Source organism: Arthrobacter agilis (assembly GCF_030816075.1).
GTDB classification, from domain to species: domain Bacteria; phylum Actinomycetota; class Actinomycetes; order Actinomycetales; family Micrococcaceae; genus Arthrobacter_D; species Arthrobacter_D agilis_E.
Window position 1 is genome coordinate 1,274,525 of record NZ_JAUSXO010000001.1, and the last position, 20,292, is coordinate 1,294,816.

Sequence of the window (20,292 nt, forward strand, 5' to 3'; positions counted from 1 at the left end):
GCTCCAAGTGTCCGGCGGGAAGATCACGGTGCGGCCGACGTCGTCCTGTTTGTCCGTAGCGTCATGTCGGCCCTCAGCAGCCGGTGAGGAGACTCTACCTGGTACTGGACCATGTGGGTCCGGGCGTCGTGGACGGCCGGTCGCCGTGGTCCTCGGATCTGTAGAAGCCACGGGCGGCAGCAGCTTGGCAACGAGCGAACACTGGCCTACGCCCCCTGCGTCGACAGCCTCGCGGTGCTCGGGCGGCAGTAGTTGCGAACATGCAAAAGCACCGGCGGGATACTCCCGCCGGTGCTTCTGCGTTGTCCTAGGAGTCCTGCTGGGCCAGCTTCACGACTGACTCTGGGGTCTCTCGTCCGAGCCGGCGGTCGAGCACCACACGGAGCTTTGCCTTCTCGATCGTGATCTCGCGCTCTGCGGGGGACGGTTTTGAGGCGAAACTCTTGCGACTGACCTTGAAGCGGGGCTTGGCGTTCACTCGTGCTATATCGCTCATCGCCCACCCTCCTTCCGATTGCCTTGGGTTAAGTGTCTGCCCATTTCAACAAGCCGTCCAGCGCTCCACTTCCCACGGTCCGGGGCTACTTCGGGGTCGTCGATCCATACCGCGTCCAGGACGGCGAGTTCCTCGTCGGTGGCGAGGCTGCTTTCCGCGAGGATGCGTAGCGCACCGATGCCGGCTTTCCTGCGCGCCGGGTCACTCGAAAACGCTGCGTCCAGGGCCCACTGGGTGCGCCTCCACCACTCGGACCGGTCGTCGGCGGTTTGCCGCTGGGAGAGTGCCTTCGCGTCGGCGATAGAGCGTTGCCAGAGGGCTCCGAGCGCGACCAGGGCGACCACGAACGGCGCGAACGCCACCAGGGGTTCCCACCAGGTCGAGCCGTCGGAGAGAACGTCGACGACGATCGGCTCCGGCTGCTGGGTCGCGGTCAGAATAAGCATCCCGCCAGCCTAACCGCGGCCGCTCCTCTCCTCGCGGTCACGACGCCCGCGTGGTCAGCCCGACGAGTCGACGATTCTGGTAGCTGGGTACAACTGGCCGTAGGTGGATCGCCGTTTCCGTCGGGTTCGATGCGCAACCCAGGACGCGGGCTTTGGACCTACGAAGGTGCCGCGGAAGTTCATCCGTCCGTTGTTGGAGTGCCGCCGGGTCACGTCGTGGAACTCGAGGCTTGCACGAAGCGGCCGATCGCGGTCGCGTACCTCCGGGTCCTGCAGCCCGTGGAGGTTGGCCTTGTAGATGTTGCGGCCATCTGAGGCGTGGTCTTAGAAATCGCTGCCCGTAAAACGGGTGATGATGGGCTCGCCGTAGTCGTGGTCGCTTGTGTGTCGGTTGCGCAGGTAGTGCGGGAAGTCGACGCGGACGCTGATGAAGACTGCGCCGTCCCTGACGAGCATGAGCAGGGCGGGAGCAGCCTGGGCCTCAATATCCGGGGTGGCTGGGGTGCCGGATGTCATGGCCTCAATGTGTGCGGCCGTAGGTCGACGCGGCAGTAGAACGCACCGGAGGTGAGCGTTTGACGGCACCGGCACAGGTGGACCTCGGTGGCGACGCGGCGGGTGATGACGACGCCGACCATTATTGGGTGCCTGCCTGGCTACATGCTCGTGTTCTCATAGGCCGCATATGTGCGGCGGCGGGTGCCACCGTGCCCGTCAGATCGCCGGTAGCGCGTCGAGCTCCTCCTGGGTTGCGACGACACCAGCGGTGTCTTGCGTGTAGTCGAAGCGTCGGAGACCCCATGAGCCGTCTGGCATCGCCTCCATTGTGTACGACATGGTCATGTCGTAGTAGGCCACCCGATTATCCGTAGTCCCTACTAGTAGCCGCTCCTTGATGCAGCTCACGACAGCTCCAGCTGTACCCTCCTCGAACAGTCCTGCCTCGACCGTGATGCTGTCGCTGTTCGTCACCCAGGTGTAGCCCCGCTCGTCAGGCACGAATCGCTTCAGATCAGGAGCGCCCTGCCCAATCGCATAGGCCGGTGAAGGCAGCGGATAGCCCATGCCGTCGTAGCCACCGAGCTGCGGTGCGAAGTCAAGGAGGCCCTTGTCCGTATACTGCTGCACAACCCAGTCCCACATGGAGGGCGCGGAGACGGGTCGCGCCGCCGGTTCGATGACCTTCCAGTCCTCGGGCGTACTCACGCGGCTGCCCTTTTGCAGGTCTGTGAAACTGCGATATGTCGCGATTGCCCTCTCCGTGTCGGGGCCGAGTGACTCAATGTGCGCAGCATCGATCAACTCGTCCATAGTCGTTCCCATCACGGCCCGATTCATGTCGATAGGAACAGCCTCGGGCAAGGTCAGGGGAGTGGCAGCGGTAGTGACCGTCGGTTCCGCAGAAGCCGCAGTGGCAGCGGAGCTAGCTGCAGAGGGGGCATCGGTATGAGACGCGGCGCCAGCCACAGGCTCATTCACCGCGCCGCATCCGGTGACTCCAAGGACGAGTCCGCCGGCGAATAGGGCACCGGCGATGGACGTGGAGCGGTTGGTCATGGTTCCCCCAGGATGTGATGACGGCCAATGCCGTTACGGGAAGCGTAGCGGCATAGGCCGGTCTGAACGATGCGACGGCGAGCAGGGTGTCGATTCGGTCCTGGGACGAGTCGAGCTTGACCAGGATCTCGGTGGTGCCAGATGCAGGCAGCAGGCCGGACATGGTCGGGTTGGCCAGGAAGACTGGCTTGAAGATGTCCGGCAGCGGACCGTGCTTGGTAGCCAGGCGACGGATCGTGCCCTCGTTGCCGGGGACGTTTTTGTGGTGAAGTCCGCCGCTGTTGTCCAGGAAGCCGGAGAACCTGTTGATGAGGATCTCCGCATCATCGAAGATCCTGCCCGCGAGTTCCTCCACTTAGATGGCGTGCCTGATGCAGCGGCTCAGTTCGGTCGTTAGGACGCCATTGGTGACCTTGCGGACGATGCGGGCGGGGCCGGGGCTGAAGTCGTGGCGAATCCATTCCGTGCTGCGGGGGAGCTTCTCCGCGTAATTGAAGTTGGACGGACCGAGCTGCAGCAGATGAACGCCGAAGGTTTGGGCTACACCGGGTCGAACCGGTGCAGCTTCTAGGATGACCGATTGTTCTTGTCGGCCACCAAGTGGAAGGCGTATCCCAAGCAGCGGCCGAATATGGCTCCGATGATCGGCCCGATTCCTTCGAGGATCAGGAGTCCGAGCACCGCGCCCGCCACGCCACCGATAACGACGCTGAACAGCAAGCCCCTTTTTATGGTCCAGACCGTACGGGTTTATGGTCCAGACCGTACGGGCTTGGCACGCTTCCAAGCAAGAGTCAGGCTGAATCTTCAATTCCTCTGCAGTCTCTTCCCGTGGGGTGAACCTGTTCGCCCTCGTCCTGCGGCCTTACCGGCAGGCTTATCGACGGATTGGTCGACGTGGCGGAAGAGGATCAAGCGAAGGTTCTCGTGAGCTCGGTGTGCAAGGGAATCGGCCCGCTGCAGATACATTGGCCGCATGCGACTCCCGCTTTCTTTCGCCCTGGCCGTGCTGCTGAGCGCGTCTTTGTCCTTGTCTTTGTCGGGGTGTTCGGGTGGCACCGAAACCGACGATGTGACCGGCATTCCAGCATCATGGCTGGAAAAGACAGCGGACGGGTGGACTGCATCTGATGCATTCGGTGGTGATATGCCCGTGCTGACGAGGGAACGTTGCCAGCTGGGCGATGTGGTGCCCGACGTCCTCGGCGAGAAACCGGAGATCACCGACTCCGGGTGGGGCTCCTACGGTGATGATCCGGAAGCTGCGGACTCCTATCGTTACGTCTGCGATTTCTGGTCCGAAGGACGCTTCGCCGGTTCACTGCAGCTGATTCACGCCGCAGATCCAGCAACCGCCGAGCAGACCCTCGAGGACTTCGTGTCCCAGATCGACACGACCGATCAGGACAACACTGTTACAACGGTGCGAGTCGGACAACTCGACGTGCACGTCCTGGCGCGCTGGTACCCGACCAACCCCCAAGGGGAATACCAGGCCCTGTACCTGGACACCGAGAACAACGCCCTGGCGGTGTTCGAGGTGAATTCACTCAAGGACGATGATTACGCGGAGTACTCCGACACCCGGGTAGCTGAAGACCTCGTCACCGCCCTGGCGGTCGGCACGTAGGCAGGACTCGAGGCTGGTGCCCATGCGCCGGAGGTTCTGTTCCGAATCGGGCCGCGTACGTGAGACTGCTTGTCTATAGCTCCGCCGTCCTAGGATGCCCATCATCCGACGCCGCACTCGCTTACCCCTGACACCGCCGGCGACCTCGGCTATCGACACACACCGACCCGACGAGCGGTCCGGAACGGACAGCAGGATCCTCGCGCTCGGCGGTGGAGTGCGGCTACCGCCGGCTGGCGTCGGCTACTCGGAAGAGGGGGAGTTCCCGTTGGTGTCGGTGTAGTACGACCGCAGCCCGTGCTTCACGCCAAGCCGGATGATCCAGTACAGGACGAAGCCGAGGAACGCGGGCACGAGGACCCAGACGATGAAAACGACGACGAGCGAGAATCCATCCAGAACCACAGCTACCCCCATTTATGAGCTATCAGATGCTTGAGCGTAGCGCGAGGGTTCGAGAGCCGGACTACTCGGATGAAAGGTCGTCGATGTCACATCGCTTGATGTCCGCAGCATCGCGCAGGTACGCGCCGAGAATGTACTCCTCGAGCTTCACGCGTTCGATCCGCCGCTGGACGCGTCCGCCGACCCGGATGGCCGACAGGTCACCGGTCTTGATGAGCCCGCGGATGGTGCTGTCCTTTGCCACCCGCTCATCGGCTTGAATGGCGGAGCGTGAGGAAGCGCGACGGCTTGCGCGGGGCGGACTCGGCGGAGGGCGTGGCATGTGACTCGGTCATGCGTCCGTTCTGCCTGACGGCGGCTCCACCCAACCCGGGCTGAGAGACTGCGGCATGCCGAAGAAGCCCGACCCCTACGTGAAGAGCAGCTTCGCACAAGTCTGCGGCTGTTCGTCGGGGTGTTCATCATCCTTCCGCCGCTCATTCGTCTGGCCGACGGTCGGTGGGAAAGTGACGACTGGGGGCTTGTCGTTCTGGGCGCCCTGCTCTCGATCACTTGGCCGGTAATCGTCACCTCGGGTGTGCGTCAGCGACCGCGAGAGCGAGAAGGGTTGAATCAGCTCAGGTCGGCCATCGACTACTCCCGGGACGGAATAGGACCGGCCAAGGACTCTACCTGCCCATCACAACGCTCGAACCCTGCATCGGGGCCGCCGGGTCAGATGCGAGATGGGTGGACGCGCGACGACCCTTGCCAGCGGCATGCAGCGGGTTCATCCTGAGCTCCACGCATAAACCATCGCGGGAGGACGAATGAACCCCGAACCGGATGCCGAAACTGTCGCCGAACGTATCCTCACTGCGGCGCTCGGCACGATAGACATCCTCGCCATCCACCTCGGTGACCGGCTCGGCTGGTACCAGAGCCTTGCAAAGGAGGGGCCCGCATCGTCGTCCGAACTGGCGGAGCGCACAGACACGAGTGAGCGTTATGCACGCGAGTGGCTCGAGCAACAGGCCATCACGGGCATCCTGACAGTCACGGAGGGGGACAGCCGGCGTTTCACACTACCTCCCGGCTCCGCGGAGGTCCTCACTGACAGCAGCAGCCTCAACTACCTCGCACCACTGGCTCGAATGCTCGCCGGTGCTGCCGTGCAGTTGCCGGTGCTGCACCGGTCATATCGGACAGGCATGGGCGTAGGGTGGTCCGAGTTCGGGGCTGACGCGCGTGAGTCCCAGGCTGACATGAATCGTCCGTGGTTCGAGCTGGAGCTGGAGAACGCATTGAATGAGGCACCTGCCCTGGTCTCCCGCCTGAAGGCGGAGGGCGCCACGATCGCGGACATCGGCTGTGGTGCCGGCTGGTCGACGATCGCGCTTGCTCGGATGTTGCCGGCTGCGCGGGTGCATGGGTTCGACATCGACTCCGAGTCGATAGGGCTTGCGCGAATCAACGCGACCACAGCGGGAAGTGCTGCCAGATTCGAGAACCTCGACGCTGCGCGACTGCCCGCTGCACGATTCGACGCAATCTTCGCCTTCGAGTGCATCCACGACATGCCCTATCCGGTCAGGGTGCTGGCTGCGGCTCGCGAAGCGCTTCGGCCCCATGGAACCGTGATCGTCATGGATGAGGCGGTCGGCGAATCCTTCGCTCCTCCGGGGGATGAGCTTGAGCGGCTCATGTACGGTTTCAGTTTGCTGATCTGCCTGCCTGACGGGATGGCGCACCCCGGCAGCGCCGGCACAGGAACCGTCATGCGACCGGACACGCTACGCCGATACGCTCTAGACGCAGGATTCGCAGACGTCAGAACTCTGCCTATTGAGAACTTCGGGTTCTTCCGCTTCTACGAACTGGTGCCCTGACCGACACCCATGGTCCATGAGCCGACCCGCGGCGTACTGTCGACCTATGGAATCGGAGGTCCTGGATCTCACGCTCCGGACGCATATTGCGGTTCCGTGCCTCGTTCGTGGCGACCCCGATGCGCCACCCGTCCTGCTGCTGCACGCATGGGGCGAATCGCGAGGGTGCTTTGACCGGCTCGTTGATCTACTCACTGGGTACAAGGTCTATGCCCCCGACCTCCGGGGACAGGGCGACGCGGACAAGCCGGAGTCGGGCTACTCCTTGGCGGAACAGGCGGAAGACGTTGCCGCGATTCTCGACGCACTCGGCGTTCAGAAGGCCTTCGTCCTCGGCTCCTCCAGTGGTGGTTATGTCGCCCAGCAGTTAGCCATCGCATACCCGGACCGGGTCGCAGCTCTGGTCCTCGTTGGCGTACCGCTGAGCCTCCATGGAGAGGCTCCGTTCGCAGCTGAGGTGGAACGCCTGACCGATCCGATCAACGAGCACTGGGTCCGGGAGTCGCTCTTCTGGTATCCGCCACAGCAGAAGGTTCCCGCCTGGTTCCTCGAGGACCGGATCCTCGACGGTGTCAAGATGCCTGCCCGCGCCTGGAAGGGAATCCTGCAGGGTTTGAGCTCCGCGACACCACCAACCGAACTGGGAACCATCCGCGCTCCCACACTCCTCCTGTGGGGTGACCATGACGCATTACTACCGTGGCGGGATCAACAGATCCTGGCGGCGCGGATACCCGGCACGGTGGTGAAGGTCTACCGTGGAGTGGCTCACCTGGTCCTCTGGGAACGCCCGGACTTGGTCGCGCGCGACGCGGTAGCGTTCCTCGACACTCTTACCTTGTGAAGCGCCGCACCGCCGGGCTGCGAGGCGGCACTAGCCCGTGGGGGCCAGGCTCCGGCCGGTGATGTCGTCTGCGCCAACCGCACCGAGATGAAGGCGGCGGGCGCCGGCCCAGCACGCGGGGGATCATGGCTTCGACGCTGCGTTCGATCGTGACCACGACGGCGTAGTCTGCTCGTCATGACCATGGGGGAGAAGTCAGGCGGCGCGGCATGCTGATCGAGATACTCGGTGGGATCGGTCGGGTTGCCCTCGAAGTGCTGCTGGAGATTGGCTGTTTCTGGGGGCGGGGTGACCGGCGAGAATACCGAGCCTACGTCGACGCGCTTCCCCCGGGCGAGAAGCCACTGTCCAAGAGGAAATGGAGGTCCTCCGAACAGTCCAATTGCGCGGAATGACGGACCCGCAGGCTTTCGCCGAGCCCGGAGAGGATACTGCGGAGACACTCCGGCGGGGTTTCCTCTGGCGCTTCCTGCAGGTCATGGCCGTCGGTTCCTGGATCCCGCTGGCCTACTTCGGCCTGTCCCTCATCGGCTACCGTCAGACGGGCGGACCGGTCGTCGAGATCATCGGCGGAGCCCTGTTCCTGGCGCTGCCCTGGGAATCCGACCCGTGCGTGTCTGCCGAGTCCAGCCGCCGGGGTGGGTGAGATCGACTCAACGAACTGGGTCACCCTCCCGGAGGACTATGCGCGCGGGAACGCCCACCGGGACGACGGCGAACCGAACGGGCCAGTCATCAGCGCTGGGCTGCCTGCCAGCATGATCTTCACGGACGGCAATGACCACGCTGAGCTCGGTTGCGACGGACCTCGGGTAGGCCGGAAGGGCTCGGCGCCCGTATCCTCTGGTATTCGAGCTCCACCGCTGAAAAGGCAGGCCTATGGAAGAGTACGTCCCCACCGGTTTCTTCATCTTCTCGCTGGCGCTGATCAACGCCGGCCTGGCCGAGCAGAAGGACCGGTCCCGATGGGCTTGGTTCCTGGTGTCCCTGTTCCTCGGACCTCTGGCGACAGCAATGATCGTCATCTGGAAGCCTCCGATCAGGGCAGAGGTAGCCGCAGCTGCGGTGGACCTGAGGTAGGGCCCTCCTACGGACGGTGGGCTGCCACCCGGTCCGGCGGTGACCGGAAGGCAGGGGCATCCTCGACGAGTCGTGCGGGATCGAAGCTCATCAGCCACGGCTGGAAGCTCTCAACAACGCAGCGCCTCGACGTGGTCGTTCTCGATCGTCAGGAGACTCGCTTCGACGTCCGGGTCGGCATCGCTTCCGAAGTGCTCCGAGACCTGGCCGACAAGGGTCAGGAGGTCGATGACCGGTTGCAACTGCCTGTCGGGGTCGCGCTGTGTGGAGATGCACTTGCTGCGGACGCCACGATCTCCCTGAGCTCCTAGGCCGCCTCTACATCGACGACCGGCGGCAGGGACGGCAGCGTCACGACCTGGGCGGAACGGCGCTCACGCAGGACTACCTGGATCGGCAGGGGCGGCATCAGCCGGCCGCGCTCGATGATCTCGAGGGTCCGCCGGGACTGCGGGATAGTGACGTTCGAGGTGGCGTCGTGGTACTCGCCGGGGTGGGTGATCATGGCTTGCTTCTCTTGCTGGTGATGAGTCCATTCACAGGCTATTCGTTGCCGGTGACAGTATGGCGGGGTGCCATCGAACGGAGCATCACCACGGCTACGGTGACCGGGTGCCCCAACTGGAGCCTCAGAAGGGTTCGCTGCCGTCAATGATCTTGCGGTCGAGAGCGGCGCCGAGGAACCCGCGGATGAGGCGTGAGATGTGCTCGGACTCGATGCCTGACATACCTCTTGTCCTGGTCCATTGCCCTGCACTCCGCCTTGCTACCTCTGCTCGTACCTCCTCGCCAGGGATCAGCCGAATCCCGGTCAGTAGCCCTCAAGGACGGCGACGCGGCGCAGCCGCCAGTCCTGCATCCGCGGGTCCACGTTCATCTCGAACTCGAGGACCGGGGAGGACGGCCCGGTCTGGGCCTGGAACCGCCAGGACCGGGTGGTTCCGGTGCTGTCCCGCTGGTGCGGCGACGTGGTGTTTGATCCCGGTCGGCTGTCCGTGCTGGACCGCGCGATCGGAGTGCCGATGACCTGCCAGATGCTGCCCCGCCAGCGCAGCGCCAAGGGGGTTCCGGAGGGAAGGAACCGGACGGCCGCGGGTTCGTCGAGGGCTTGCCCTGCCGCTTCTCGTGCTGATGGTGTCGGTGGTGTGGTGTCCACTGGTTGTGCTGTCATCGACCGCTTCTTTCTTGCCCTGATGGTGGTGTGCAGGGTCTTAAATAGAACACAGGTTCGATTATTTGGGAAGCTGCCGGCGGGGGCGAGCCGCCCGTGACGCCGTGAGGGAGTCTGTCTACGCGCGACGCGCGACGCGTCCAGCGGGTCGCCGCGGTAATGGCGGCCAATTGCGAGTGCGGTGTCTGAGCAGGTACGACATTTTCATGGGGTCACTGCGTCTTGTGGATTGCGGGTGGGATCACTGCCACTCAGCTCGCGGGGTCCCGGGACGAAGTGTCGGGGCCTTCCGGTGCCCAGCGATACAGGGCGTCAGGCTCCTTCTCCTCGTTGCCGGATCCATCTCCGGTACGGACGAGCGAGAATCCGTGGTGTTCGTAGAAGGTCCGCGCCCGGGTGTTGCGCACGAAAGTGTAGAGCTGCAGGCCCTTCGGTCGTCGTTCCTGGGCCAGGCACACCAACCGGGAGCCGATGCCTTGACCGAGGTGGGCTGGATCGACGTAGAGCTGTTCGAGTACGTCGTCGTTCAAAGCCATAAAGGCGAGGATCGACGTGTTGCGGCGCACGACCCATACCTCGTGGGTTTCCAGGACCACATCGGTGATCCACCGGAGCGTCTCTTCGTCGCTGTGCAGCACCGGCAGGTAGGGGAGCGCCTGCCGGCGTGAGCGCAGATGGACCGAGGTGATTCCCACCGCGTCGGCGCCGGTACCTCGTTGGATCACCACGCCGTGCTCCTGCATCCTGACCTCCCGCGGGTTGACGCATCGTCGCACCGGATCTTGCTCTGACTTTTCGCTGTGGTGATCGGTCTGGTCAAGGGTTGCAGCATTGAAGTCCGCGCGTCACGGTGTCGAGGGCTCGGCGCCGAGTGCCTGAACGATCGGGCATCCGGCGCACGGATCGATGCCTTGCTGGTTGAGGAGGGTTTCGAGTGCGTCCCTGGTGCGCTGCAGGTCCCGGATCCGGGCATCGATCTCCTCGAATTTGTCTGCCGCGACGGTGATTACCGAGCGCACCCGTGCCCGCCCGGCGAGCTCAGCTTTGCGCATGCTCGAAGCCTAGGGTGACGCGGCGCTCGCTGCATGGCCACACGACGACGGCAAGAGCGTAGAGCCGACAGGCGAACGATGCGCAACGCATTCTGATGTGTCATGACGACACCTTCGACTCTGCACCGTAGTGCCGGGTCAAGCAGCCGCGTCGCGGTCAGCAGTAAGGGAGAACGACGTGACCCCGATCCGTCTCGGAGCGGCGTTGGTGTCGGGATGTCCTGCCGCGTGTCGCGAGCATCGACGGTGATGGTCTGCTCGTTCGTGGCTAGGTCTGGACCCCGTCGATCGGCACGAGCTGTCACGGGTTTGTTGCGAGCCACTCCCCGGACACGAGCAGCCCTGGTTCAGGTCAGCGACCGTCACGCATGGGAAGAGCTTCCTGAACTCAGCCTGTGCTGGATGGCGTTGTCTCGGTGTGAGCGAGTTCGACAACGTCTTGGCCCGGAAGATGCGTGCGGTTGCTGAGCCAGGTGTCGAAGTCCTTGACGGACAGAGGTCTGGACATGAAGTAGCCCTGAGCGATGTCGCATCCATAGTCGGTGAGGGCACGGTACGTCTTCGGGTCTTCGACCCCTTCGGCCGTCATTTCAAGGCCCAGGCTGTGGGCCAGGTCGATGGTTGACACCACAAGAGCCGTGGCGCGCACATCGTCCATCATGGTGAGGATGAAGGACTTGTCGAGCTTCAGTTCATCGATCGGCAGCTCGCGCAGGTACGACAGCGAGCTGTACCCCTTGCCGAAGTCGTCCACCGCGATCCGGACACCCAGGTCGCGAAGAGCAGTCAGCGTCTGATGCGCCCGGGTGCGATCCGCTACGAGAGCGTCTTCTGTGATCTCGAGGACCAGCACGGACGGGTGTAGCCCGCGCGCCGAGGTCATGGACGCGATCTGTGCAGGGAGCCTGGAATCGATGATCGAGCTGGCGGGGAGATTGACCGCCACCGAGAGTGGCAGAGCCCCGTCCGCCCAGACAGAGGCCTGATCCAGGGCTTGAGTCAGTACCACGTCGGTCAGCGCCGGCAGGAGACCTGCTTCTTCGAACCGTTTAAGGAAGCGATCCGGCTGAAGCAGCCCCAGGGTTGGGTGCTCCCACCGGACCAGGGCCTCCACACCCCGGACATCTCCTGTCACGAGGTCGACCTTGGGTTGGAAGTGAAGGACGAGCTGATCGTGCACGAGTGCTTCATTGAGGACCTGCACGGTATGAAACTGGTGTGCTGTGAGCCCTGGTGCACCATCGGCGTAGACCGCGTGTCCGCTATGCGTGGATTTCGCGGAGTACATCGCCATATCGGCCTTGCGCAGCAACAGGGCGAGGTCCTGCCCTTGTTCCGGATAGCACGCAATGCCGATGCTCGCATTGATGTAGATCGTGATGCCCCCGAGGTCGTAGGGCTCAGCCAAAGCGACCCTGAGGTTGTTTGCCACGGCCTGCGCCTCTTCCTGCCCGCAGCTGTCGAGGTGGATCACGAATTCGTCCCCGCCCATCCGTGCAAGCAGGTCTGCGGGTCGTAGCTGTGCGGACAGCCGTGCGGCAACCTGGACGAGGAGCACATCTCCGAGGTCGTGGCCGAGGCCGTCGTTGATCTCCTTGAACTTGTCCAGGTCCAGCAGCATCACCGCGCTGCGGCGTCGTCCGTCGGCTGACAGACGAGCGGGTACATCGGCGTAGAGCGCCCGCCTGTTGGGGAGGCCTGTGAGCTCATCAGTACGCGCCTGGCGCGTGGCGTGCGTCAGCTGCAGCCGCTGACGGAATACCAGCGGCAGCGCCGCGAAGGCCAGAGTCAGACTGGCGAGTACCACCGTGGGTAGACCGATCCGCTGCTGGGAAGCCAGGATCAAGACGCCCAACCCGGCAATTGTCGCCAGTGCTGGGACAGCCTGCGCCGGGAGCGAGACCCGTCGGCGGTTATCGCTTCCGGGACGGCGGCCCTGAATGACGGCCCAGGCTGCGATCAGCGCCATGCCGGCGGCCCACCCGACATCCATCGGCATGCCTACAACATAGGAGTCGTTCAACTCCGCGAAGGCAAAAGCAATGTCAGCACCGGTAAAGGTGATCAATCCCAGAACAAGGAGGATCCAACCGTCACCGGTCGAGAATCCGGTAGTGGCCGTCATTCCGATGACAGTCGCCACCAGCAGAAGATCCATCAGCGGATAGCCTGCTCCGAGCACTGTTTCCAGGGTGCGGGGCCCGGTGAAATTCGATTCCAGGAAGGGTCCGAGAACGACGCCGAGTACGGCGGCCGCGCCAAGGGCGCCGATCGCGCTGTCCAGGACAATGGGCCATGTCATGGTGCGCAGCCGATTGCGGACGATGAAGGCAAGAGCCGACGACATCAGGAGATAGAACCCGAAATAGGCCACATCCGCGGGCGAGGGGAAAAGGATGTCGGCGCCTACCGCGGACTGCAGCACGTAACAGGTGGTCCCCACAGCCCAGCACGACAGGGCACCTGCGGAGAACAAGATGTCCCACCGCCGCCCGTTCACGCGGAACCCGGTCCACCAAGCCAGGCCGGTCGGAATCCATAGCGCCAGCAGGCCCAACACACCATCAACCATGGGGCTGAACTCGTCGGAGTCACGTAAGGCGACAGCAGCTGCGAACACGGCGAAAACGATGACGAGGGTCCCGATCAGGAGCCAGGAGGTGCGGCTTACAATCGGGCGTGTGTCTGCACGAATCGAATGATGGTCCTGCAGGCCCGTTTCGGGTATGCCCCTGCGTTGCGCGCCTGAAGGCATATCGTCCTTGGCGACGTTCTCTGGTACCACTAGGACAAACCTTCCACGCCGAATCCTTTGGACCGGAGGAATGTCCCAACCCAACCTCTAGTCTTCCTGACGAAGGTGATGTACAGCCCCAGTACTCATCGAGAAAATACGAAAGATTGGGACAGCGCCCGTCGTACGGCGAGCATTAGACGCTCCTAGCCGGGCTCTTCCCCGGCATCTTTCGTGAGCCCTTAATGGGCTGAGTCCGTGGAAGTGGGATCGCTTCCACGAGGAGTAAGCAATGGTGGTGCGGGCAGGATGCGGGCCGAAACACGTTCTTCATCGACGGTGCGTTAGCCTCAGGCGATGGACCCGGCAACGTACCTCAATGATCTCTTCAGCCTGAAAGGGCGCGTGGCGCTCGTTACAGGGGGAAGTTCGGGTATTGGTCGGGCCATCGCACTAGCGCTCAGTGGAGCAGGCGCACGCGTGCTCGTCGCGGCGCGAACGGCCGCTACGATCGAGGCGACTCTTGAGGGGATGCGCGAGGCAGGCGGGTTCGGTGACGGCATCATCGCGGATCTTTCAACTCGCGATGGAACCCATGCACTGGCCGATGCGGCCGGCGACGTCGACATCTTGGTGAACTCGGCCGGCATCAACCTCCGCCCTCCGATGTCCGACCTCGATGAGGCCACCTGGGACCTGACGATGCGAGTAAACCTGGAAGCGCCGTTCATTCTTGGTCAGCGTTTAGCGCCCGGTATGGCACAACGCGGTTTCGGGCGAATCATCCACATAAGTTCACAGCAAGCGCACCGACCATTTGCTGCAAGTGGTGCCTACGGGGTGTCCAAAGCAGCGCTGGAGGCGCTGGCCCGATCACAATCCGAAGCGTGGGCATCGGATGGGGTGACAGCGAACGTACTGGTGCCAGGCTTCGTGCAGACCCCGCTGAATCAGCGCCTCAGCTCGGACCCGGCAACCGTCCGCTCGCTAGCGGCACGGACACTCATCGGGCGAAACGGTGCAGCAGAAGACTTCGCCGGCGCAGCTGTATTTCTGGCTAGCGCCGCGTCAGCGTACGTTGTCGGACAGTCACTCGCCGTCGACGGCGGGTTCTCGGTTCACTGATCCCGGTGAGGGTGATGGTTGAGGTGGACGCTGCATTCCTGTTGCTCACCGTGACCCGTCGCAGGAAATCCTCGCTCGATGCTTCGTGTCACCCCGTCGACGGATCGGCCTACGGCTCTTCTGGCTTCTGTCGCAAGGGTTATAAGCCACGGGACTGCAACCGTTGCCATACCTCTGTGTCTTGTCGCGGTAGTGGTCACGGTCTTGAGGACTGTTCTCCGCTTTACTGCCCACAGTGCGCAAGCCGATCGGTATGCGGGACGGTCGAACCGATGAGATCGGCCTCCTGAGCCCGTCTAAATGATCGAAGGCGATACCTGACGAAAAGGGAACATCGACAATGAAACTGACGAGCATGACGCAAGTGACCGTCGATGGAGTGATGCAAGGAAACGGGCACGCAACCGATGAGGAACGCAGGGACGGATTCGTCCGCGGCGGATGGGCCATGGGGAGGTTCGACGACGGAACCGGGGTGTTCATCACCGAGGCTTACCAGCGGGCCGACGCGTTTCTGTTCGGACGTAGGACATACGAGATGTTTGCCGACACTTGGGGAACGATCGAGGAAATGCGCGACCACCCCATCGGAGTGGCCTTGAATAGGGCGCCAAAGTACGTCGCATCGACCACTCTTTCCGACGTCCACTGGGAAAACACGACTCTCCTCTCCGACGATCTGCTGGCGGTCGTCCGGGGGCTGAAGGCTGAGCCGGGAGGTGAACTGCAGGTGCACGGGAGCGGCGCTTTGATCCGATGGTTGCTACGGAACGACCTTCTCGATGAGGTCACTTTGCTTGTCGTTCCGGTCATCCTCGGTCAGGGCGTACGTCTGTTTCCCGAAGACGGCCCGGATGTCGCGCTCGAACTGGTCGAATCACGATCCGATTCGAAGGGCGTTGCGATCCAGGTCTATCGACCCGCTGGCCGGCCGCAGTATGCGCCGAACTTCGCTTCCTGACAGCGAGAAGGCCCTCGATCACGAACCAGGTTGAGCGAGCGGTCCCACTCAGCCTTCCGATACAACAGATCCCTCGTCCGCCCCTCGGCCCCGCCCCGATGAGGTATCGCTGGGTGGATCGGACGGGTTGGATGTTGTGGTGGTTTCCTCCTGCTGTGCCAGCGTCGTCACGCTTAGGGTGGGCGGATGGACGAGGGAGCTGATTCGCTGCTGATAGGACCTCGTGGACGACGCCTGTGCCTGGAACTGGTGATGGAGGTCGATCCGTCGATCCGGTCCGCCGCGTTCTGGCTCGCCCACGATCTGGATCCCGGCAAGGGCACCTCCCGGGTGCTGATCACTGCTACCTCCGATGAGGGCGGTGACCGGTCACCGAGACCGTCCCTGACGGACCTCATCACGAACCTGGCCTCGCTCGATGTGACACGGATCGGTGGTGGTGTCATCGACCGGGCGTTGGCCTCAGCGGTCGACACGTCCCGGCCCTGGCAGGAGCCGGACGGGGAGGACGTCCTCGCAGCGCTTCCCGAGGTGAAGGCCGCCCTTACTCCGATCGCCCAGTACGTGCTGACAGCGTCCCCCACGCAGTGGTGGACGCAGGACCGGCGGATCCAGCAGTGGGCCATGGATTGGCGGCCGGCAGATGATCCCGCACCCCTGCCCAGGGACCCGGCGCGAGCCCTTTCCACGTGGGCCCGCGACTCCCGCGCCGAGGAGGTCCGGGCAGAGAAGGAACGACCCCGGGACCCTCGCGCCAACTGGTCGGGGACGTGGTGGTCCTTCCCGCACGGAACCCTGCAAACGATCGGACAGGTACCCCTGGGACTGAACCTCATCGAGGACTCCTTCGGGGAGGAACACGCCACGGTGATCCCCTTGCGCGGAGCCGGCCGCACCTACGAGATCCGTACCGCCGACGATTGGGTGTCCCTGTGCCGCGAGCACCCACTGGAGGTCACGGCATCCCGGCGCCATGACTGGTTCCGGTGTACCGGCCACGACGGCCGATGGGTCGTCCCGGACTGGGAGAAGGTTGCGGAGCGGTGGGACGCTGTGCACCTGACCGCTCTGGCCTACCTCACTGCCGCCAATCGGGCACTGCTGGTCGACGCCGACATCTACACGGTCCTCGCCGGGTGGAATCCTGATACGACGATGTGGCTGACCGACGCCGCACGCGAGTGGGAGGGCCCCCGCCAGCACTGGCAACGCTCTACCTATCAGGGAATCTGGGCCACGACTCCAGATGATCCGCTAATTCACTCCTAGGCGCGTGACGGAGCCTTCGTCTCGAAGCTCACATAGAAGCCACGCTGCTGCGTCGATTAGATGTCCCGGCTGTAGTGGTCGAGGCCGTCCCTGGATGCACAGGAAGTGAAGCCACGGTGGGCCAGGATTCGAGCGGACGCGACATTGCCCGGGTCCACACGAGCGATCAACGTCCTCACGCCGAATAACTCAGGGATCAGGATGATGGCTTCGTCGACCATTGCGCCGGCAACACCTTTGCCCCAGTGCTCCGGGGATACCCAGTAGCCGATTTATACGCCACTTTCCTTGCGGGTCGAAACGACCAGCCCTACCGGCCCATTGGCGTTCTCAGCAATGAACCAACGAGTCGCCCCGTGACGGTCCAGAGGCAAGAGCTCAAGAGCAGCACTGACACGGCTGTTGATCAGACGCTCCTGCCACGGTTGCCCATTATCGACAAGACGCGTCACCCGATCATCGCCGGCCATACCGGCGAAGAAGGACCTCTCCGTGGCCTGAAAAGGGCGAAGGGCGATCATGGCATGGGCGTTCACCACGCAAGACTTTCATGTGGCCGGCGGTGGTACATCCACCGCCCGCAGGAGATCCTTCACTGTGCGCGTCCATGGGTGGTGGTGCGATGTCTGGTGATCCTGAAGCGGACGATGCGTTGCATCATGACGGGGTATGCGTGAAGAATCACCCCGACGAGCAGTATCTGCCCAGCTCCTTTGGGATGTGTCGTGGCCGCGGCGATGCTGACCAGCAGCGCGGTAGCGGCGAAGCCAAGACAGTGGCCGGTCTCGGACTGCTCGGTCCCTCGGAGGAAGCGAGCTCTCCGGGATTCTCCTTCCTCCGCCAGACGCATCTGGCTGATGACACGGTTCCAGCCGGCCACGTCGAGAAGCCTACGGAGTGCCTCCGCGCCGAACAGTGTGTACATCCTCGGCTCGCAGGTTCTGACCCGGTAGCGGGAACGGGCGACATCGACCAGGGCCGGACCTGACAGCAGTGCCATGAACAGGAAGGCACCCTGCACGACGATCGCGTAGACGACGTGATCGGGTCCGATGGCGAACCAGCCGGCGACCGCCATTCCGAGACCGACCAGCAGACCCGCAGTCACCGGGCCAGACGGTCCGCTCAGTGCTGCCACCCCCGATCACCCCGCTCCCGTGCGAGCAGCGCGATTGGCGGCCGCGGTCGACCGGAAAAGGACCACGGTCTGCGCGATGAGCAGCTCTACGACCAGCAGGGCAACGTGCCCGTGGGCACCATCCCGCTGCTGATGCTCGACATGTGGGAGCACGCCTTCTACCTGGACTACGTCAACGTGAAGCCCGACTACGTGAAGGCCTGGTGGAACCTCGTGAACTGGGCGGACGTCCAGACCCGGTTCCAGGCCGCGAAGGCGGTGAGAGGTCCGGCCTGTCCGCCGGCCAGGAGCTGTACGCTCACCGCGGCGATGATTCCGATGCCCGCGACGAGCCTCATCTTCCTCAGCGTTGGGAGGGCGGCCTTGTGTCCGGCGATCCATGCTTCGTCGGATGCTTGTGTGTGCCTGGTGCGGATCCCTGCTGCAGCGTTCCGGCCAATCAGCCCGTCAGCTGCTTGGCGCGTGACGAACAGACAGACAGCCGGCAGGAGGATCACTGTGAGGAGCAGGATCGCGAGAGCGACGGACGTTTCAGACATAATGCACCACGAGGGGAACGAACCCGCTCACCGGGACGCGAGGTCGTCCCGGCGCAGCGAGAGGATCGCCCACGCGACGAGGGCAAACACAGCGCCCAGAATGCCCTGAACCGGAGCGTCGCATTTTGAAACGCATTCTCGTCGTGATGCGTGCTGTTGCCCTTGCCGTTGCCCGTTCGTCCCCATTGTCATGCCCTCGAGTCTAACCAGAGCCGTCTGCAAGCCTGCCCTGAAAGCGCCCCCTTCGGCGGAACAGCCAGTGGAATTGAAGGGGTGTAGTGCGGCCTGCGGGCCATTGTTCCCTATGCTCCAGGGGCGGATCTTCTTTCGGGCGCTTCTTGTGGTGCCCGCTCAGGTCATGGCGTGCACGCGGCCGCACCCCGGTCAATTCCTGCGAGCGGCTAGTTGCCCTGATCTGCAGAAAGGAGTTGTACGCTCACGGCATGAGCAGACTCGTTGTTTCAGTTCTTGCCTCACTCGACGGCTACTTTCAGGGCCCCGGCGGCGATCTAACGGTGATGCCTTTCGAGGACGCGTTCAACACGCACAATCTGGAGCTCCTGAGCACTGCGGGCACCCTCGTGTATGGGAGTACTTGGTTCCCCGAGAACTGGGATTTCTGGTCCAGGGTTGCGGCTGATTCATCTGCGAGCAGACGGGAACACGACATCGCGCATTTCGTCACCACGCTGCCATCTGTTGTCATCAGCGATTCCATGGCGGCGGATCCTCAGGCGCCGTGGGCGCGGACTGCCCGGATCGTCCCTAGATCCGCGGCGCCGGCAGAGATCACCCGACTCAAAGAGGAAGGCAATGGTGACGTGCTGATGTTCGGCAGTGCAACGACCTGGAATCCACTGCTCGAGCTAGGGCTGGTTGATGAGCTCATCGTTCTGGTCGGTTCCGCTCTCCTTGGAGAGGGAAACAAGCTCTACGCTGGCTCTCGTACCGGCCTGCGGCTGGCCGGCGCGAGTGTCTTGCCGGGGTCAGAGCTCGTGAAGCTTCGCTACCTCACCACCGGCTAACGGTCTTTCCAGTTTTCAGGTCGCTTTGCTTTCACCGATCGCCGGTCCTTGCTGATGGCGATCGAGGGTCGCTCGGCTCGTGCCCAAGGGGCACTATTGCTTTTCGAGACATCGATTCGGGTGGCACACGGTGTTTGCCAACGGTTCTTGACTGATCGTTCTAGAACAGTCATTCTTGAACTATGGGCCGCCCTAGAGAGTTCGATATCGAATCCGCTGTTACCGCGGCGACGAAGCTGTTCGTTGATGAGGGGTACGAGGGCTGCTCGATGGATCGGCTCGTGCAGGCCACCGGTGTACACCGGGGAAGCTTGTACGCGACCTTCGGCAGCAAGCGGGGCATCTTCGTCGAGTGCCTGCGCGCGTCCATCGTGCAAGGTGCAGACCGATCCGAACTCCTCTTGGTCGCGCTAGGCGAACTGGCAGCACGAGACGAAGAAGTGCGAACCCTCTGCGCCCAAGCCCTCACGGTCTGGGGCGAGGACGCGGCCCAGGAACTCGGAAGACGATTGCTGGCGCGGGCCGGCCTGAACGAAGGATCTCCATGAACAACGTCTCGATCGACACCACACGTCAGATCCTCGTCGTCGAACCCCAGGGATTGGACAAGGTATGGGGGTTCACCCGACGGATCGAGATACCGATCAATCAGGTCCGCGGAGCGACACATGACCCGGGCGCCGCAGAAGACTACAAGGGGATTCGCGGCCCGGGACTGGGCATACCAGGCCATAAGTGGGTTGGGACCTGGCACAAAGACGGCCAGCGGCACTACTGGAACGTCACCGGAGGGAAGACCGCCATCGTCGTCCAGACGACGTCGCCGCGCTTTCAGCGCCTCTACCTCAGTGTCGAAGATCCGCGCATGGTTGTTGACCTCATCAACGCCGCGATGACGGCCCCCAACTGACGCTCAGCAGCGCACGGACGGGCTGCCAGTGCGCGCTCTCAC

28 protein-coding genes and 2 pseudogenes are annotated in these 20,292 nt (G+C 63.5%); 13 read left to right on the plus strand and 17 right to left on the minus strand.

Features of this window, described 5'->3' with window-relative positions:
- Positions 1-307: 307 nt before the first annotated feature.
- The 5 genes from QFZ50_RS05635 to QFZ50_RS05655 form a co-directional block, all read right to left on the minus strand.
- A complete protein-coding gene (locus QFZ50_RS05635; protein ID WP_307082723.1) occupies positions 308-496 on the minus strand; it encodes a hypothetical protein in 189 nt (62 codons plus the stop codon).
- Entirely contained in the window at positions 493-942 is a 450-nt protein-coding gene (locus QFZ50_RS05640) for a hypothetical protein (protein ID WP_307082725.1), read from the minus strand. Before QFZ50_RS05640 ends, QFZ50_RS05635 begins: the two co-directional genes overlap by 4 nt.
- 324 nt (positions 943-1,266) lie before the next feature.
- On the minus strand, positions 1,267-1,458 hold the full coding sequence (locus tag QFZ50_RS05645) for a hypothetical protein (RefSeq protein WP_307082727.1): 192 nt from the start codon (positions 1,456-1,458) through the stop codon (positions 1,267-1,269).
- A 198-nt stretch (positions 1,459-1,656) separates the two neighbouring features.
- Positions 1,657-2,253: a hypothetical protein gene (locus tag QFZ50_RS05650; protein WP_307082729.1), complete on the minus strand. Its 597-nt coding sequence runs from the start codon at positions 2,251-2,253 to the stop codon at positions 1,657-1,659.
- A gap of 160 nt (positions 2,254-2,413) precedes the next feature.
- Positions 2,414-2,854, minus strand: coding sequence for a hypothetical protein (locus QFZ50_RS05655; protein WP_307082731.1), 441 nt, complete (start codon positions 2,852-2,854; stop codon positions 2,414-2,416).
- 621 nt (positions 2,855-3,475) lie between these two features.
- Between QFZ50_RS05655 and QFZ50_RS05660 the strand changes: the two genes are divergently transcribed.
- Complete coding sequence (locus QFZ50_RS05660; protein WP_307082733.1) at positions 3,476-4,129, plus strand: hypothetical protein; 654 nt, start codon at positions 3,476-3,478, stop codon at positions 4,127-4,129.
- Between the two features lie 243 nt (positions 4,130-4,372).
- On the opposite strand, the gene QFZ50_RS05665 is transcribed toward QFZ50_RS05660, so the two are convergent.
- Positions 4,373-4,534 (minus strand): hypothetical protein, encoded by a 162-nt coding sequence (locus tag QFZ50_RS05665; RefSeq protein WP_307082735.1) that lies wholly within the window; start codon positions 4,532-4,534, stop codon positions 4,373-4,375.
- Positions 4,535-4,595: 61 nt separating this feature from the next.
- Complete coding sequence (locus QFZ50_RS05670; RefSeq protein ID WP_307082737.1) at positions 4,596-4,778, minus strand: DNA-binding protein; 183 nt, start codon at positions 4,776-4,778, stop codon at positions 4,596-4,598.
- 565 nt (positions 4,779-5,343) lie between these two features.
- On the opposite strand from QFZ50_RS05670, the gene QFZ50_RS05675 reads away from it, so the two are divergent.
- The 5 genes and pseudogenes from QFZ50_RS05675 to QFZ50_RS05690 all read left to right on the plus strand — a co-directional run bounded on the left by QFZ50_RS05675 (position 5,344) and on the right by QFZ50_RS05690 (position 8,326).
- Positions 5,344-6,402, plus strand: a complete 1,059-nt coding sequence (locus QFZ50_RS05675) for a class I SAM-dependent methyltransferase (RefSeq protein ID WP_307082739.1) — start codon at positions 5,344-5,346, stop codon at positions 6,400-6,402.
- Positions 6,403-6,448: 46 nt separating this feature from the next.
- On the plus strand, positions 6,449-7,246 hold the full coding sequence (locus tag QFZ50_RS05680) for an alpha/beta fold hydrolase (RefSeq protein WP_307082741.1): 798 nt from the start codon (positions 6,449-6,451) through the stop codon (positions 7,244-7,246).
- Positions 7,247-7,361: 115 nt separating this feature from the next.
- A pseudogene (locus QFZ50_RS18190) lies at positions 7,362-7,427 on the plus strand (hypothetical protein); the annotation flags it as partial.
- Between the two features lie 210 nt (positions 7,428-7,637).
- The gene (locus QFZ50_RS05685; RefSeq protein ID WP_307082743.1) at positions 7,638-7,892 is read left to right on the plus strand and encodes a hypothetical protein; all 255 of its coding nucleotides are present in this window, start codon (positions 7,638-7,640) and stop codon (positions 7,890-7,892) included.
- A gap of 233 nt (positions 7,893-8,125) precedes the next feature.
- Positions 8,126-8,326, plus strand: coding sequence for a hypothetical protein (locus QFZ50_RS05690; protein ID WP_307082745.1), 201 nt, complete (start codon positions 8,126-8,128; stop codon positions 8,324-8,326).
- Between the two features lie 110 nt (positions 8,327-8,436).
- Here QFZ50_RS05690 and QFZ50_RS05695 read toward each other — a convergent pair whose 3' ends face one another.
- The 6 genes from QFZ50_RS05695 to QFZ50_RS05720 form a co-directional block, all read right to left on the minus strand.
- Positions 8,437-8,568 carry a hypothetical protein gene (locus QFZ50_RS05695; RefSeq protein WP_307082747.1) on the minus strand — a complete coding sequence of 44 codons (132 nt, stop codon included), beginning with the start codon at positions 8,566-8,568 and terminating at the stop codon, positions 8,437-8,439.
- A gap of 65 nt (positions 8,569-8,633) precedes the next feature.
- Positions 8,634-8,831, minus strand: a complete 198-nt coding sequence (locus QFZ50_RS05700; RefSeq protein WP_307082749.1) for a hypothetical protein — start codon at positions 8,829-8,831, stop codon at positions 8,634-8,636.
- A gap of 306 nt (positions 8,832-9,137) precedes the next feature.
- Entirely contained in the window at positions 9,138-9,497 is a 360-nt protein-coding gene (locus QFZ50_RS05705; RefSeq protein ID WP_307082751.1) for a hypothetical protein, read from the minus strand.
- 251 nt (positions 9,498-9,748) lie between these two features.
- The gene (locus tag QFZ50_RS05710; RefSeq protein ID WP_307082753.1) at positions 9,749-10,240 is read right to left on the minus strand and encodes a GNAT family N-acetyltransferase; all 492 of its coding nucleotides are present in this window, start codon (positions 10,238-10,240) and stop codon (positions 9,749-9,751) included.
- A 102-nt stretch (positions 10,241-10,342) separates the two neighbouring features.
- Positions 10,343-10,549 (minus strand): hypothetical protein, encoded by a 207-nt coding sequence (locus tag QFZ50_RS05715; RefSeq protein WP_307082754.1) that lies wholly within the window; start codon positions 10,547-10,549, stop codon positions 10,343-10,345.
- 388 nt (positions 10,550-10,937) lie between these two features.
- Positions 10,938-13,334, minus strand: coding sequence for a putative bifunctional diguanylate cyclase/phosphodiesterase (locus tag QFZ50_RS05720; RefSeq protein WP_307082756.1), 2,397 nt, complete (start codon positions 13,332-13,334; stop codon positions 10,938-10,940).
- A gap of 306 nt (positions 13,335-13,640) precedes the next feature.
- Here QFZ50_RS05720 and QFZ50_RS05725 point away from each other — a divergent pair, with 306 nt between their 5' ends.
- The 3 genes from QFZ50_RS05725 to QFZ50_RS05735 all read left to right on the plus strand — a co-directional run bounded on the left by QFZ50_RS05725 (position 13,641) and on the right by QFZ50_RS05735 (position 16,638).
- Positions 13,641-14,408 carry an SDR family NAD(P)-dependent oxidoreductase gene (locus tag QFZ50_RS05725; RefSeq protein WP_307082758.1) on the plus strand — a complete coding sequence of 256 codons (768 nt, stop codon included), beginning with the start codon at positions 13,641-13,643 and terminating at the stop codon, positions 14,406-14,408.
- Positions 14,409-14,748: 340 nt separating this feature from the next.
- The gene (locus QFZ50_RS05730) at positions 14,749-15,369 is read left to right on the plus strand and encodes a dihydrofolate reductase family protein (RefSeq protein ID WP_307082760.1); all 621 of its coding nucleotides are present in this window, start codon (positions 14,749-14,751) and stop codon (positions 15,367-15,369) included.
- Positions 15,370-15,555: 186 nt separating this feature from the next.
- Positions 15,556-16,638 carry a hypothetical protein gene (locus QFZ50_RS05735; RefSeq protein WP_307082761.1) on the plus strand — a complete coding sequence of 361 codons (1,083 nt, stop codon included), beginning with the start codon at positions 15,556-15,558 and terminating at the stop codon, positions 16,636-16,638.
- Positions 16,639-16,694: 56 nt separating this feature from the next.
- Here QFZ50_RS05735 and QFZ50_RS18195 read toward each other — a convergent pair whose 3' ends face one another.
- The 3 genes from QFZ50_RS18195 to QFZ50_RS05745 are packed head-to-tail and all read right to left on the minus strand — an operon-like array spanning position 16,695 to position 17,776.
- Positions 16,695-16,910, minus strand: coding sequence for a GNAT family N-acetyltransferase (locus QFZ50_RS18195; RefSeq protein WP_373462303.1), 216 nt, complete (start codon positions 16,908-16,910; stop codon positions 16,695-16,697).
- Complete coding sequence (locus QFZ50_RS05740) at positions 16,911-17,174, minus strand: hypothetical protein (protein ID WP_307082763.1); 264 nt, start codon at positions 17,172-17,174, stop codon at positions 16,911-16,913.
- 56 nt (positions 17,175-17,230) lie between these two features.
- Complete coding sequence (locus QFZ50_RS05745) at positions 17,231-17,776, minus strand: glycosyl-4,4'-diaponeurosporenoate acyltransferase CrtO family protein (RefSeq protein ID WP_307082765.1); 546 nt, start codon at positions 17,774-17,776, stop codon at positions 17,231-17,233.
- 78 nt (positions 17,777-17,854) lie between these two features.
- Between QFZ50_RS05745 and QFZ50_RS05750 the strand changes: the two are divergent.
- Positions 17,855-18,034, plus strand: a pseudogene (locus tag QFZ50_RS05750) (Fe-Mn family superoxide dismutase); the annotation flags it as partial.
- Here QFZ50_RS05750 and QFZ50_RS18200 read toward each other — a convergent pair.
- Positions 17,965-18,114: a hypothetical protein gene (locus tag QFZ50_RS18200; protein WP_373462318.1), complete on the minus strand. Its 150-nt coding sequence runs from the start codon at positions 18,112-18,114 to the stop codon at positions 17,965-17,967. The pseudogene QFZ50_RS05750 and the gene QFZ50_RS18200 sit on opposite strands and share 70 nt — an antisense overlap.
- 644 nt (positions 18,115-18,758) lie before the next feature.
- On the opposite strand from QFZ50_RS18200, the gene QFZ50_RS05760 reads away from it, so the two are divergent.
- The 3 genes from QFZ50_RS05760 (at position 18,759) to QFZ50_RS05770 (ending at position 20,250) form a co-directional block, all read left to right on the plus strand.
- A complete protein-coding gene (locus QFZ50_RS05760) occupies positions 18,759-19,340 on the plus strand; it encodes a dihydrofolate reductase family protein (protein WP_307082769.1) in 582 nt (193 codons plus the stop codon).
- 182 nt (positions 19,341-19,522) lie between these two features.
- On the plus strand, positions 19,523-19,888 hold the full coding sequence (locus tag QFZ50_RS05765; RefSeq protein WP_307082771.1) for a TetR/AcrR family transcriptional regulator: 366 nt from the start codon (positions 19,523-19,525) through the stop codon (positions 19,886-19,888).
- A complete protein-coding gene (locus QFZ50_RS05770) occupies positions 19,885-20,250 on the plus strand; it encodes a hypothetical protein (RefSeq protein ID WP_307082774.1) in 366 nt (121 codons plus the stop codon). The genes QFZ50_RS05765 and QFZ50_RS05770 overlap by 4 nt, the downstream gene beginning before the upstream one ends.
- Positions 20,251-20,292 lie beyond the last annotated feature (42 nt).